Below are 14,329 nucleotides of genomic sequence, written 5' to 3' on the forward strand. Positions count from 1 at the left end.
TGCATGCGCGACGTAGCGCAAGAAAGAAGGCATTTCACAATGAGCAGCAACGAGACGCCCCGCGGCCCCGTCGACTCCTCCCGCATCCCGCGGTACGCCGGACCCGCGACCTTCGCCCGGCTGCCCCGCCTGGACGAGGTCGGCACCGCCGACGTCGCCGTCGTGGGCGTGCCGTTCGACTCCGGCGTCTCGTACCGGCCGGGCGCCCGCTTCGGCGGCAACGCCATCCGCGAGGCGTCCCGGCTGCTGCGCCCGTACAACCCGGCGCAGGACGCGTCCCCCTTCGCCCTGGCGCAGGTGGCCGACGGCGGCGACATCGCCGTGAACCCGTTCAACATCAACGAGGCCGTCGACACCATCGAGGCCGCCGCGGACGACCTGCTCGGCACCGGCGCCCGCCTGATGACCCTCGGCGGCGACCACACCATCGCCCTGCCGCTGCTGCGCTCGGTCGCGAAGAAGCACGGCCCGGTCGCCCTGCTCCACTTCGACGCCCACCTGGACACCTGGGACACCTACTTCGGCGCCGAGTACACGCACGGCACCCCGTTCCGCCGCGCGGTGGAGGAGGGCATCCTCGACACCGAGGCGCTCTCCCACGTCGGCACCCGCGGCCCGCTGTACGGCAAGCAGGACCTCACCGACGACGAGAAGATGGGCTTCGGCATCGTCACCTCGGCGGACATCTACCGCCGCGGCGCCGACGAGGTCGCCGACCAGCTGCGCCAGCGCATCGGCGACCGCCCGCTGTACATCTCCATCGACATCGACTGCCTCGACCCGGCCCACGCGCCCGGCACCGGCACCCCCGAGGCCGGCGGCATGACCTCCCGCGAGCTGCTGGAGATCCTGCGCGGGCTGGCGTCCTGCAACCTGGTGTCGGCGGACGTGGTCGAGGTCGCCCCGGCGTACGACCACGCCGAGATCACCTCGGTCGCGGCCTCCCACACCGCCTACGAACTGACCACCATCATGAGCCGCCAGATCGCGGCGGCCCGGAAGGACGCGGAAGCGAAGTGACCCACGACCACGACCTGGTACTCCGTCCGACGCCGGCGCAGATCACCGCTGCCCTGACGCCTCCCCCGGGGCGCAACGGCGGAGACCTGGTCGTGGAGACGCTGGCCGGGCTCGGCGCGACCACGGTCTTCGGCCTGCCCGGCCAGCACGCCCTCGGCATGTTCGACGCCCTGCGCCGCTCCTCCCTGCGCTACATCGGCCTCAGGGTGGAGAACAACGCGGGCTTCGCGGCGGACGCGTACGGCCGGATCACCGGCGAGGCGGCCCCGCTGCTGCTGTCGACGGGGCCGGGTGCGCTGACCTCGCTCGCGGCTCTCCAGGAGGCGGCCGCGGCGTCCGCCCCCGTCCTCGCGATCAGCAGCCAGATCCCCACCGCGGGCCTCGGTGGCGGCCGGCACGGCTACCTCCATGAACTCCCCGACCAGGCGGCCTCGTTCCGGGGCGTCGTCAAGTCGGTCCACACGGTCCGCACGCAGTCCCAGATCCCGTCCGCCATCGCGGCGGCCTGGAAGTCGGCGCTGACCGCTCCGCACGGCCCGGTGTGGGTGGAGATCCCGCAGGACGTGCTGCTCGCCGAGACGTCCCTGCCCGTGGTGACGGCGGTGGACGCGACCCCGGACGACCTGGTGCCGCGCCCCGAACTGACGGCGGTGGCGGCGGACCTGCTCTCCCGCGCCGTCCGCCCGGCGATCATCGCGGGCGGCGGAGTCGTACGGTCGGACGCCTCCGGAAAGCTCCTGCAACTGGCCGAGAAGCTGGACGCCCCCGTCGTCACGACCTTCGGCGGCAAGGGCGCCTTCCCCTGGGAGCACCCCCTCTCGCTCCAGTCCTGGCTGGAGGACCGGCACACGACGGACCTCCTGGAGGACGCGGACGTACTCCTGGTGGTCGGCTCGGGCCTCGGCGAACTCTCCTCGAACTACCACACGTTCAAGCCCCGGGGCCGAGTGATCCAGATCGAGGCGGACCTCGGCAAACTGGAGTCCAACCACCCGGCCCTCGGCATCCACGCCGACGCCCGCCTCGCCCTCCAAGCCCTGCTGGAGACGGTGGAGGAGCGCACGGACGAGTCGGCGCCGGAGCGGGTACGGGACCTGCTCGCGAAGGTCTGCGCCCGTATCGCGTCCCAGGAACTCACCCTGGAACAGGACGTGCTGACAGCGGTGCGCCAGGCGCTCCCCGCTGATTCCCCGTCCTTCTGGGACATGACGATCCTGGCCTACTGGGCCTGGTCGGCGTTCGACCCCCGGGGCACGAACACCATGCACTCGGCCCAGGGCGCCGGCGGCCTCGGCTACGGCTTCCCGGCGGCACTCGGCGCGGCGGCGGCCGACCCGGCCACCCCGGTGCTGGCGGTGTCCGGCGACGGCGGAGCCCTGTACTCGATCGCCGAGCTGGCGACGGCGAGGCAGTACGACCTCCCGGTCACCTGGCTGATCATCGACGACGGCGGCTACGGCATCCTCCGCGAATACATGACGGACGCCTTCGGACAGGCCACGGCGACGGAACTCACCCGCCCGGACTATGTGGCCCTGGCGGAGTCCTTCGGGGTGCCGGGGGTCCGCACGACCCCCGAAACGCTGACGGAGGATCTGGCGAAGGCCCTGGCCACCCCGGGTCCCTCGGTGGTCGTACTCCCCGCCGTCCTGCGGATGTTCGCACCGACGCATCTCGGCCATTGACGCCCGTCGCCATTGAGTGGGTAAAGAACATCCCATAGATGGGAATTGGCGTGAGCAGGGAACACTTCCGGGTCAATCGATTCGGCTTCGCCGAATACGAAGACATGATCGAACTCTCTCGTGGAGTGGACGCCCCTGAACTGGCAGGATTCTTGAGTTCGATCGTGGAGCTGGTTCTCTCGGAGGAATCTGATTCGCTCGATTCGCTAACGGACGAAGCTCAAGCGGACTTTGCGGTCCCTCTGGGAATGTGTGCCAGGATGCTGTCGAGCGGAGAGTATTCGGCGATGGAGTTGGTCTCTGCGGCCTGCACCGTGAGGTACTGCGCCGAATCGCAGCTCGTTTGGCTGGGAGGCGGCCGGGGTGCGCCGTGAGGCGGATGCCATCGTGGCAGGTCTGGAGCGTGTCGGCTTCGCCTGTCAGCGGCCTTGCTGGACTTGAGTTCTTTAAAATTCAGCGCCCTCTCGGCTGAGGCTTCAGAAGCCTGAAAAACCGTGCACGAGCCATCATTGACAGTGATGTCGGCGAGGGCTCTGCGCCGTTCGACGGCAGCGCTGACGGCGACGTCAGCGGACGACGGCTGTGGCGGGTGGGTCGTCAGGGTCGTCGTCGGTCTGGCCGGGAACCATGACCCCTTCGGCGTGTCGTGTCATCACGTCGGACGCGTGCGCGACCGGAACGGAACTGCGTCGGCCCGTGCGGTCGTCCTCCGTGCTGATCATGAGCCGACGGCCCCGACCAGGCCGTCACCGACGGGGGAGAGCAATCGTGTTCGAGGCTGTGTTCGGCGATGAACGGGGGTTCCTGGGCGGGCTCACCGTCGTCGCCGCCGTGCTCGGGGGTGCGGCGTGGTGGCTGGCCCGACGGCGGCGGGCCGCGCATGCCTTCTGGTGGTTGCCGTTCGTCTTCTGTCTGACCGGCGTGCTCGGGGTCACCCTCGCGCTGCGGGCCGGTGAGACCGGCGGCTCCGTCGAGTGTGTGATCAACCACGAGGTCACCGAGCCGCTCCACACCACCCAGGGCCTGTGGAACCTGGCCATGTTCGTGCCAGTCGGGTTCTTCGGGGTGCTCGCGCTGCGGCGGCCGGTGCCGGTGCTCGCCGGGGTGCTCGTCCTGCCCTGCCTCATCGAACTGGCCCAGGCGCTCGCGCCGTTCACCGCCGGCATCTGTGACAGCGCCGATGCCGAGATGAACGTGGGCGGGGGACTGGTCGGTCTGGCCGCGGGACTCCTGGCGGTGCTCGGGCGGGTCGCCTGGCGGGCCTGGGCCAGGCCCACCCTGGTGCTGGCCGGGGCGCTCGGTGTGCTCGGCGCGGGCACGTTGCAGACCGCGGTCACCCTGACCCATGTCGACGGCTCCAGCATCCGCGACGCGGACGGCGCCGAACGGCAGGCCGCCGAACGGGCCGTACGTCAGGCCTTCGGCGACCGGTACGAGATCGGGAGAGTACAGATCAGTCCCGGCCTCGACGGCTACAACGGATGGATGCACGTCCAGCTGGCCGAAGCGGTTTCGGCAGAGCTGATGTGGCCCGGCGGGCGCCGGCTCATCGCCGACTTCGACCTCGCCTCCGGCCCGGGTTTCGCCGTCCCCGGCACCACCCCGCCGCACGACGCCCAAGGCGCCTACCGCATCGCCCGCGCATACATGCGCGCCCACTACCCGTGGGCCGGGTCGGCCTCCTGGCACGTGACGCGGCCGGCCGGCAAGGACCAGGGCGGTGACGGGTGGACCACCTCCTGGCGGTTCAAGGAGGGTGAAGTGGCCATGCCCCGCAGCCTCGACGTGCGGATCGGCCGGACAGGCCGCGTCCAGGGGCTCCAGGTCGACCTCGGGCCCATGCGCGTGGAGCTTCCCGCCCGGCTGATCTCGGCACGGCAGGCCGAGAAGGCCGTACGGCAGAGCGTGCTGAGTAGCGGTGTCGAACCCGGGCGACTGCGGTTCCACGCCCGCGAGCTGACGACAGAGCGCACCAAGGGCAACCGGGGTCCCTGGCGCGCGGTGTGGCACGTGGAGGTCGCCGACCCGGACTGCACGCCCGTCGGGGACGAGGGCGGCTGCGATCCCTACGACAGGACGGTGGACGCCGCGACCCGTCGACTGGCCGAGTGACGCGTATCACCGAGTGACGCGTCCGCAGGCCCCGCGTTCCTACCCTGCGAACATGCGTACAACTTCCGGGTGCCCCGGTGAGTCTCATCAGGCAGCGCACGGGTGCGCTCAACGGCGTTCAGGGGGACGCCCGTACGAGGCTCAAGGGGAACTTTTCATGACTTACCGGACATCCAGCCGGGCTGGGGTGCTCGCGGCTGCGCTCAGCGCCGCGCTGGTCATACCCGCCGTCACCGCGGCCACGCCCGCTGTCGCGGTCGCGCCGACCGTGACCTGCACGTCCGCCAAGGCGGGCCTGGCCGACAAGCTGAAGAAGGACATCACGGCCGCGCTGGCGAACCGCAAGGGCACGGTCGCCGTCGGCCTGTACGACCGCAGCACCAAGACCACCTGCACGCTGCGCGCCACCAGTGCCTACGACTCGGCCAGCACCGTCAAGGTGACCGTGCTCGCCACGCTGCTGTGGGACGCGAAGAAGCACAACCGGTACCTGACGAGCACCGAGCAGTCGCTCGCCAAGGCCATGATCACCCAGTCCGACAACACCGCGACCAGCAAGCTGTGGAAGCAGCTGGGCATGACGAAGATCAAGGGCTTCCTGTCCGCCGCCGGGATGACGAAGACCGTGCCGGGCGCGAACGGTTACTGGGGTCTGACCCAGGAGAACGTCACCGACGAGCAGAAGCTGCTCAAGCTGATCACCGCCAAGAACAGCGTGCTCAGCGACAACGCCCGTTCCTACATCCTGAAGCTGATGGGCCAGGTCGTCTCCTCGCAGCGCTGGGGCACGCCCGCCGGCGCCCCGTCCTCCGTCGCCGTGCACGTCAAGAACGGCTGGCTGCAGCGCTCCACGCACGGCTGGCGGGTGCACAGCCTCGGCACCTTCAACGGCGCCGGCCACGACTACATGATCAGCGTGCTGACGCAGGACAACAGCACCATGAGCTACGGCGTGACCACCATCCAGAACGTCGCCAAGGCGATCCACAAGGACCTGGTGCCCACCACCTCCGGCGTCACCCGCTACGTCCCGACCAGCCGGCCGACCGAGGCGTTCGTCGCCGCACCGCCGCAGGGCTGAGTGCACGGCCTCGCGGCCGCCCTCGCGAGGCCCCGCCACTGGTCTCGCGATTGCCTTCGCGAGGCCCGTCCCTGTCCTGCCGGCATCCCCGGGACCGTCGGACAGGCCACGACGGGCCGGCGGCCGTGGCGCCGAGCCTCGCGGGGGGCCGGCGGCGGCCGTGAAAGAGGCACGGCGGGGCGCACGAACGCGCACGGGCGGCACCAGCCGGCGTGAACGGGTCGCCGACGTAAGTGAGTTGCCCGTCGGCGGTCCGTGCCGACGTGCTGCCGTCCCGGTGGCCAACCCCCCGACTCGCCGAACTCCCGTTCCTGCGAACATGCGTACAGCCGTCGTTCGTCCCGGCCGCCGCGGCAGGCGGTGCGGGATGCGTCCGACGGCATCCGCAGGACGACCGAACGACGTTCAAGGGGGAAGTTCTTCATGACCCACCGGATATCCGGCCGCGCCGGAGTGCTCACGACCGCCCTCGGCGCCACGCTGCTCGTCGGTGCCGCCGCCCCTCCGGCCACGGCGGCACCGACGGGCACCGTCAACTGCACGTCCGCCAAGGCCGGCCTCGCCGACAAGCTGAAGAAGGACATCACGGCCGCCCTGGCGGACCGCAAGGGCACCGTCGCCGTCGGCCTGTACGACCGCAGCACCAAGACCACCTGCACGCTGAACGCCACCACCGCCTTCGACTCGGCCAGCACCGTCAAGGTGACCGTGCTCGCCACGCTGCTGTGGGACGCGAAGAAGCAGAACCGGTACCTGACCGACACCGAGGACGCACTCGCCAAGGCCATGATCACCCAGTCGGACAACGACGCGACCAGCAAGCTGTGGAAGCAGCTCGGTGTGGCGAAGGTCCAGGGCTTCCTGACCGCGGCCGGGATGACGAAGACCGTGCCGGGCGCCGATGGTTACTGGGGTCTGACCCAGGAGAACGTCACCGACGAGCAGAAGCTGCTCAAGCTGATCACCGCCAAGAACAGCGTGCTCAGCGACAACTCCCGTTCGTACATCCTGAAGCTGATGGGCCAGGTCGTCGCGGACCAGCGCTGGGGGACCCCGGCCGGTGCGCCGTCCTCCGTCGCCGTGCACGTCAAGAACGGCTGGCTGCAGCGCTCCACGCACGGCTGGCGGGTGCACAGCCTCGGCACCTTCAACGGCGCCGGCCACGACTACATGATCAGCGTGCTGACGCAGGACAACAGCACCATGGACTACGGCGTGACCACCATCCAGAACGTCGCCAAGGCGATCCACAAGGACCTGGTGCCCACCACCTCCGGCGTCACCCGCTACGTCCCGACCAGCCGGCCGACCGAGGCGTTCGTCGCCGCACCGCCGCAGGGCTGACGTTTCACGAGGCGGTCTCCCGTACGTCACCGACGGGCTCTACGGTGACGGCCATGCGCCTGAGAACCGTACTCGCCGGCCTCACCGCCGGCCTGGCGGCGGCCACTTGCCTCACCGCCGGGCCGGCCGCCGCCAACCCGCCCAGCAGCCACGCCTGTTCACCCCGCGTCCTTCTCGACCGCTTCTCGGACGCGCTCGACAAGACGACGTACGACGGCACCTTCGTCGGCAACTTCTCCGCGCTCGCCGTGGACCGGGACGGCTCGCTCCTGGCCCTGGCGGACCGCTCGTTGCTGTTCCGGCTGGACGCCCGCACCCTGAAGCCGGAGGCGGCCGTCCACCTCGCCGACGAGAGGGGCGCCGACCTCGACTCCGAGGGCCTCGTCGTCGACCAGCCCCCGTCCCGGCCCCGCTCGACCGGGGGGACTGCCGTCGGCACCCTGCTCATCACCTCGGAAACCGAGCCGTCCGTCCGCCGCTACTCCCGCACCGGCACGCTCCTCGAGCGGCTCCCGGTGCCCCCCTCCCTCCAGGTCGCCCCGGCCGGCCGCGCCACCGCCAACCAGACCTTCGAGGGCCTGACCCTGCTGCCCGGCGGCCGCGCCCTGCTGGCCTCCATGGAGTACGCCCTCGCGGGCGACTCGCCCGGCATCGTCCGCTTCCAGACCTGGGAGCGCCACGAGGGCCGCTTCGAGCTCTCCGCCCAGTACGCCTACCGCACCGACACCGGCCTCGGCGTCCCCGAGGTCCAGGCCACCCCCGACGGCCGCCTGCTGGTCCTGGAGCGCGGCTTCACCGCCGGCGTCGGCAACACGGTCCGCCTCTACCTGGCCGACCCCCGCCACGCCACGGACACCGGCACCACCGAGCACCTGACGGGACAGCCGGACGTCCGCCTGATCAAGAAGACCCTCCTCGCGGACATCGCCGCCTGCCCCTCCCTGGGTGCCACGGCGAAGCAGCCCCAGCCGAATCCGCTGCTGGACAACATCGAGGGCATGACGATCACGGGCCGCGACCACCGGGGCCGCCTGAAGGTCCTCCTGGTCAGCGACGACAACCAGAACGCGGCCCAGACGACCCGGTTCTACTCCTTGCGGGTGGCGATCTGAGTCCGGTGCGACAGCCGGCCTGACGGGGGCGCGGGGCCGTAGCGGCATGCGGCTGCGCCGCGGGGGCGCGGGAAACCACGACGAAGCCGCCGCCCCGCCGGGCGGCCGCACCCGGCAACTGTCACGGCGGGATTTGTTACGGCGGGATGAAATCGCCGCCCCAGGACGTTGGTGTCTTCCGGTAGAGCAGGCCGAAAAACTGGAGGGCACCGGCGTGGCGACGCAACGGGGATGGGCAAGACGACTCGCGGAGTACGCCTGGCGTTATCCCACGGACGTGATCCTCGCTCTGGGCTCGTCCCTGGCCGGCATGGCCGTCATGGCCGTCGTCCCGCTGATCACCAAGGTGATCATCGACGACGTCATCGGCGACCACACCCGCGCCATGGCCCCCTGGGCCGGCGCCCTGACAGGCGCGGCCGTCCTCGTCTACGCCCTCACCTACATACGCCGCTACTACGGCGGCCGGCTCGCCCTGGACGTCCAGCACGACCTGCGGACCGAGATGTACGGCACGATCACCCGGCTGGACGGCCGCCGCCAGGACGAGCTGTCCACCGGACAGGTCGTCGGCCGTGCCACCAGCGACCTCCAGCTGATCCAGAGCCTGCTCTTCATGCTCCCGATGACCGTCGGGAACGTCCTGCTCTTCCTGATCTCCCTGGTGATCATGGCGTGGCTGTCGCTGCCGCTGACCCTGGTCGCCCTGGCCGTCGCACCCGCCCTCGCCTGGATCGCCGGGCGCAGCCGCAGCAGGCTGCACCCGGCCACCTGGTACGCCCAGGCCCAGGCCGCCGCCGTCGCCGGGGTGGTCGACGGCGCGGTGAGCGGCGTACGCGTGGTGAAGGGCTTCGGGCAGGAGGAGCAGGAGACCGGGAAGCTGCGCGAGGTCGGCCGCCGCCTGTTCGCCGGACGACTCCGCACGATCCGCCTGAACAGCAAGTACACCCCGGCCCTGCAGGCCGTCCCGGCGCTCGGCCAGGTCGCCATGCTGGCCCTCGGCGGCTGGCTCGCCGTACGCGGGCACATCACGCTCGGCACCTTCGTGGCCTTCTCCACCTACCTCGCCCAGCTGGTCGGCCCGGTCCGGATGCTCGCGATGGTCCTCACGGTCGGCCAGCAGGCCCGGGCCGGCACCGAGCGGGTCCTGGAGCTGATCGACACCGAGCCGACCCTGAAGGACGGCACCAAGGAGCTGCCCGCCGACGCGCCCGCGACGGTCGAGTTCGACGATGTGTCCTTCGGGTACGCCGACGAGCGCCCCGTCCTCGAAGGGCTCAGCTTCGAGATCCGGCCGGGCGAGACCCTGGCCGTAGTCGGCTCCTCCGGCTCCGGCAAGTCCACCGTGTCCCTGCTCCTGCCGCGCTTCTACGACGTCACGCACGGTGCCGTCCTGATCGGCGGCCACGACGTGCGCGAGCTGACCCTGGACTCGCTGCGGGCCGCGATCGGCCTGGTGCCTGAAGATTCGTTCCTCTTCTCCGACACCGTGCGCAGCAACATCGCCTACGGCTGCCCGGACGCCACGCAGGAGGAGATCGAGGCCGCCGCCCGCGCCGCCCAGGCGGACCGTTTCATCAGGGAGCTGCCGGACGGCTACGACACCAAGGTCGGCGAGCACGGACTCACCCTCTCCGGCGGCCAGCGCCAGCGCATCGCGCTCGCCCGCGCCCTGCTCACCGACCCGCGGCTGCTCGTCCTGGACGACGCCACCTCGGCCGTGGACGCCCGGATAGAGCACGAGATCCACGAGGCGCTGCAGCAGGTCATGCAGGGCCGTACGACCCTGCTGATCGCCCACCGCCGCTCCACCCTGAACCTCGCCGACCGCATCGCCGTCCTGGACGGCGGCCGGCTCGCCGACGTCGGCACCCACGAGGAACTCCAGCAGCGCTCGGCCCTCTACCGCCGGCTGCTCACCGACCCGGACGAGCTGGGCGGCGTCTCGCCGGGTCACGTGGCACCGGCCGTGCCGAGCGAGGACACCTCCGTGCGCGAGGAGCTGGACGCCGAGTTCGACGCCGAGCGCGGAGTCACCCCCAGGCTGTGGAACGGTGACCGCGCCCCCAAGGACCAGGCGCTCTCCGGCACCCCGGCCACCCCGGAACTCCTCGCCAAGGTCGAGGCGCTGCCCCCGGCCACCGACACCCCGGACGTCGACGAGGAAAGTGCGGTCCGCCCCGAGGACTCCTACGGTCTGCGCCGGCTGCTGGCCGGGTTCCGGCTGCCCCTGCTGGTCAGCCTGTCGCTGGTCGCCGTGGACGCGGGCGCGGGCCTGCTGCTGCCGGTGCTGATCCGGCACGGCATCGACTCCGGCGTGACCAGGATGGCGATCGGCGCGGTGTGGTCGGCGTCCCTGCTCGGCCTGCTGACCGTGCTGGTGCAGTGGGTGGCGCAGATCGGCGAGACCCGGATGACCGGCCGTACCGGTGAGCGTGTGCTGTACACGCTGCGGCTGAAGATCTTCGCCCAGCTCCAGCGGCTCGGGCTCGACTACTACGAGCGCGAACTGACCGGCCGGATCATGACGCGCATGACGACCGACGTCGACGCGCTGTCGACGTTCCTGCAGACCGGACTGGTCACGGCGTTCGTCTCGGTCGTCACCTTCTTCGGGATCATGGTCGCCCTGCTGGTGCTCGACGTACAGCTCGCCCTGGTCGTCTTCGCCACCCTGCCCCCGCTGGTCGTGGCCACCTTCTTCTTCCGCCGGGCGAGCGTGAAGGCGTACGAACTCGCCCGCGAGCGCGTCTCGACGGTGAACGCCGACCTGCAGGAGACCGTGGCCGGGCTCCGGATCGTGCAGGCCTTCCGGCGCGAGCGGGACGGCGGGCGGCGCTTCGCCGAGCGCAGCGACGGCTACCGCAGCGCCCGCATCCGCGGCCAGTGGCTGATATCCGTCTACTTCCCGTTCGTGCAGCTGCTGTCCTCGGTCGCCGCGGCGGCCGTGCTGATCGCGGGCGCCGGCCGGGTGGAGGCGGCCACCCTCACCACCGGCGCGCTGGTGGCCTACCTGCTCTACATCGACCTGTTCTTCGCCCCCGTCCAGCAGCTCTCCCAGGTCTTCGACGGCTACCAGCAGGCCACGGTCTCGCTGGGCCGTATCCAGGAGCTGCTGCGCGAGCCGACCTCCACCGAGTCCGCCGAGGAGCCGCTCGGTGTGCGGTCCCTGCGCGGTGACATCACCTTCGAGGACGTGCACTTCTCCTACGGCGAGGACGAGGAGGCGCTGACGGGCATCGACCTGACGGTCCCGGCGGGGCAGACGGTCGCCTTCGTCGGTGAGACCGGCGCCGGAAAGTCGACGCTGGTCAAGCTGGTCGCCCGGTTCTACGACCCCACCGGCGGGCGGGTCACCGTGGACGGCACGGACCTGCGCGCCCTGGATCTCACCTCGTACCGGCACCGGCTCGGGGTCGTCCCGCAGGAGGCGTACCTCTTCCCGGGCACCGTCCGTGACGCCATCGCCTACGGCCGCCCCGACGCCACCGACGCCGAGGTGGAGGCCGCGGCCCGCGCGGTCGGTGCGCACGAGATGATCGCCACGCTGGAGGGCGGCTATCTGCACGAGGTCGCCGAACGCGGGCGCAACCTCTCGGCGGGCCAGCGCCAGCTGATCGCCCTGGCCCGCGCCGAACTGGTCGACCCCGACGTCCTGCTGCTGGACGAGGCCACGGCCGCCCTGGACCTGGCCACCGAGGCGCAGGTCAACCAGGCCACCGACCGCCTGGCGGGCCGCCGTACGACTCTCGTGGTCGCCCACCGGCTGACCACGGCTGCCCGCGCGGACCGGGTGGTGGTCATGGACCACGGCCGGGTCGCCGAGGACGGCACGCACGAGGAACTCCTCGCCCGCGGTGGCCGCTACGCCGAGCTGTGGCGGACCTTCGTGGGCCGGTCGGAGCCGGAGGAGCCGGTCGGGGCGTCCCGCTGAGGCCAGGTGCCGCGGGCGCGGGGCACCCCCGTCGGCACGTACCGCTGACGGTCGTGCAACCATCCGACATATGTCGTGCGTCCGTACATCAGTACGGGCACGGGGGAGTGTGACCGCGGTACGGGGAGGACGACAGTGGACAGTGGTGCGATACGCCGGCGACTGGCGCTCGGTGCGGCCGTTCTGGCCGCGTCCGGCGCCTTGGCATTCACGGCAGCGGGTACCGCGCAGGCCGGCACGGCCGGCAGCTGCGCCGGGCGCGAGGTGCGGACCCTGCCGTTCAGAACCGGCGTCACCCACGTCTACAAGCGCAACGGCTACGTCTGCGCCGTCACCGTCGCCAAACACCCCGGCCGCGCCCAGACCATGTCGGTCAGCGTGCAGGCCCGCGGCAACCTCCCGGTCGTAGACAAGGGCCGCTACAAGCACCACGCCGGCCCGGTGACGGTGAACGCGGGCCACCGCTGTGTCTGGATCCGCGGCTCGGTGGGCCGCTACTCCGTCAGTTCCGGCTGGATCCTGTGCTGAGCGGATGATCTGGAGCCGCCAATTCCCTCTGGTGTGACAGCAGTTGCTGGGATAGCTTCCGGCGCACATCTGTCTCACAGGGGAGAGTGCGCATGCGCAAGGCGCTCAGATGGCTGCTGGCGCTCACGGTCTTCATAGGCACGCTGAGCACCGCGGCCGGTGCGGCCACCGCCGCCGAGCCCACCGACATCAAGGACCGGCTCCTGTCGATACCCGGCATGAGCCTGGTCCAGGAGAAGCCGTATCCCGGCTACCGCTACTTCGTCCTGAACTACACCCAGCCGGTGGACCACCGCCACCCGGACCGCGGCACCTTCCAGCAGCGGATCACCGTGCTGCACAAGGACACCAGCCGCCCCACGGTCTTCTACACCAGCGGCTACAACGTCTCCACGACCCCCTCGCGCCGCGAGCCCACCCAGATCGTGGACGGCAACCAGGTCTCCCTGGAGTACCGCTTCTTCACCCCGTCCCGTCCCGCCCCGGCCGACTGGTCGAAGCTCGACATCTGGCAGGCGGCCAGCGACCAGCACCGGGTCTACGCGGCGCTGAAGCCGCTCTACTCCGCCAACTGGCTGGCCACGGGCGGCTCCAAGGGCGGCATGACGGCCACCTACTACGAGCGTTTCTACCCGCGCGACATGGACGGCGTCGTCGCCTACGTCGCCCCCAACGACGTCGTGAACAAGGAGGACTCCGCCTACGACCGCTTCTTCACCCGCGTCGGCACCAAGGAGTGCCGGGACCGGCTGAACGCCGTCCAGCGCGAGGCGCTGGTGCGCCGCGAGCCGCTGGAGAAGAGGTACGCGAAGTACGCCTCCGACAACGGCTACACCTTCGCCACCATCGGCAGCCTGGACAGGGCGTACGAGGCCGTCGTCCTCGACTACGTGTGGGGCTTCTGGCAGTACAGCCTGCTGAAGGACTGCGAGACGATCCCGGCGGACGCGGCCACCGCGAGCGACGACGAGATCTGGAACTCGGTCGACACCATCTCCGGCTTCTCCGCCTACACCGACCAGGGGCTGGAGACCTACACGCCGTACTACTACCAGGCCGGCACCCAGCTCGGCGCCCCCACCATCCACTTCCCTTACATCGAGCGGAAGTTGATCCGCTACGGTTACCAGCCGCCGCGCAACTTCGTGCCCCGCTCCATCCCGATGCGCTTCCAGCCGCGGGCGATGCGGGACGTGGACTCCTGGGTGAGGCACCACGCCACGCACATGCTCTTCGTCTACGGCCAGAACGACCCGTGGGGATCGGAGCGCTTCCGGCCCGGTGCGGGCGCCCGTGACTCCTACGTCTTCACCGCGCCCGGCATGAACCACGGCGCGAACGTGGCGGGCCTGGTCCCGGACCAGAAGTCCCTCGCCACGGCCCGCATCCTGCAGTGGGCGGGCGTCTCCCCGGCCGCCGTGGCCCAGGCGAAGCCGCTGGCGAAGTACGACGCGAAGCTCGACGGCCGGGACGTGGAGCGGGAGCCCGCGCTGCGGCCCTGAGCAGGCCGGGC

General features: G+C 70.9%; 10 protein-coding genes. All 10 read left to right on the forward strand.

What is annotated here, in order from left to right; translation table 11 throughout:
- The first annotated feature begins 39 nt into the window (after positions 1–39).
- The 10 genes from speB to ACZ4SF_RS01240 all read left to right on the forward strand — a co-directional run bounded on the left by speB (position 40) and on the right by ACZ4SF_RS01240 (position 14,318).
- Entirely contained in the window at positions 40–1,020 is a 981-nt protein-coding gene (speB, locus tag ACZ4SF_RS01195; RefSeq protein WP_468376516.1) for an agmatinase, read from the forward strand.
- Positions 1,017–2,705 (forward strand): thiamine pyrophosphate-binding protein, encoded by a 1,689-nt coding sequence (locus ACZ4SF_RS01200; RefSeq protein ID WP_468376519.1) that lies wholly within the window; start codon positions 1,017–1,019, stop codon positions 2,703–2,705. The genes speB and ACZ4SF_RS01200 overlap by 4 nt, the downstream gene beginning before the upstream one ends.
- A gap of 38 nt (positions 2,706–2,743) precedes the next feature.
- Positions 2,744–3,079: a hypothetical protein gene (locus ACZ4SF_RS01205; protein WP_468376522.1), complete on the forward strand. Its 336-nt coding sequence runs from the start codon at positions 2,744–2,746 to the stop codon at positions 3,077–3,079.
- Between the two features lie 394 nt (positions 3,080–3,473).
- Positions 3,474–4,817: a VanZ family protein gene (locus ACZ4SF_RS01210; RefSeq protein ID WP_468376524.1), complete on the forward strand. Its 1,344-nt coding sequence runs from the start codon at positions 3,474–3,476 to the stop codon at positions 4,815–4,817.
- Positions 4,818–4,974: 157 nt separating this feature from the next.
- Complete coding sequence (locus ACZ4SF_RS01215; protein ID WP_468376527.1) at positions 4,975–5,898, forward strand: serine hydrolase; 924 nt, start codon at positions 4,975–4,977, stop codon at positions 5,896–5,898.
- Positions 5,899–6,321: 423 nt separating this feature from the next.
- A complete protein-coding gene (locus tag ACZ4SF_RS01220; protein WP_468376529.1) occupies positions 6,322–7,242 on the forward strand; it encodes a serine hydrolase in 921 nt (306 codons plus the stop codon).
- 53 nt (positions 7,243–7,295) lie between these two features.
- On the forward strand, positions 7,296–8,354 hold the full coding sequence (locus ACZ4SF_RS01225) for an esterase-like activity of phytase family protein (RefSeq protein ID WP_468376532.1): 1,059 nt from the start codon (positions 7,296–7,298) through the stop codon (positions 8,352–8,354).
- A 214-nt stretch (positions 8,355–8,568) separates the two neighbouring features.
- Complete coding sequence (locus ACZ4SF_RS01230; RefSeq protein WP_468376534.1) at positions 8,569–12,288, forward strand: ABC transporter ATP-binding protein; 3,720 nt, start codon at positions 8,569–8,571, stop codon at positions 12,286–12,288.
- A gap of 135 nt (positions 12,289–12,423) precedes the next feature.
- The gene (locus ACZ4SF_RS01235; RefSeq protein WP_468376536.1) at positions 12,424–12,816 is read left to right on the forward strand and encodes a hypothetical protein; all 393 of its coding nucleotides are present in this window, start codon (positions 12,424–12,426) and stop codon (positions 12,814–12,816) included.
- Positions 12,817–12,908: 92 nt separating this feature from the next.
- The gene (locus ACZ4SF_RS01240) at positions 12,909–14,318 is read left to right on the forward strand and encodes a S28 family serine protease (RefSeq protein WP_468376539.1); all 1,410 of its coding nucleotides are present in this window, start codon (positions 12,909–12,911) and stop codon (positions 14,316–14,318) included.
- The last annotated feature ends 11 nt before the right edge of the window (positions 14,319–14,329 follow it).

The organism is Streptomyces sp. NPDC027663 (genome assembly GCF_055566415.1).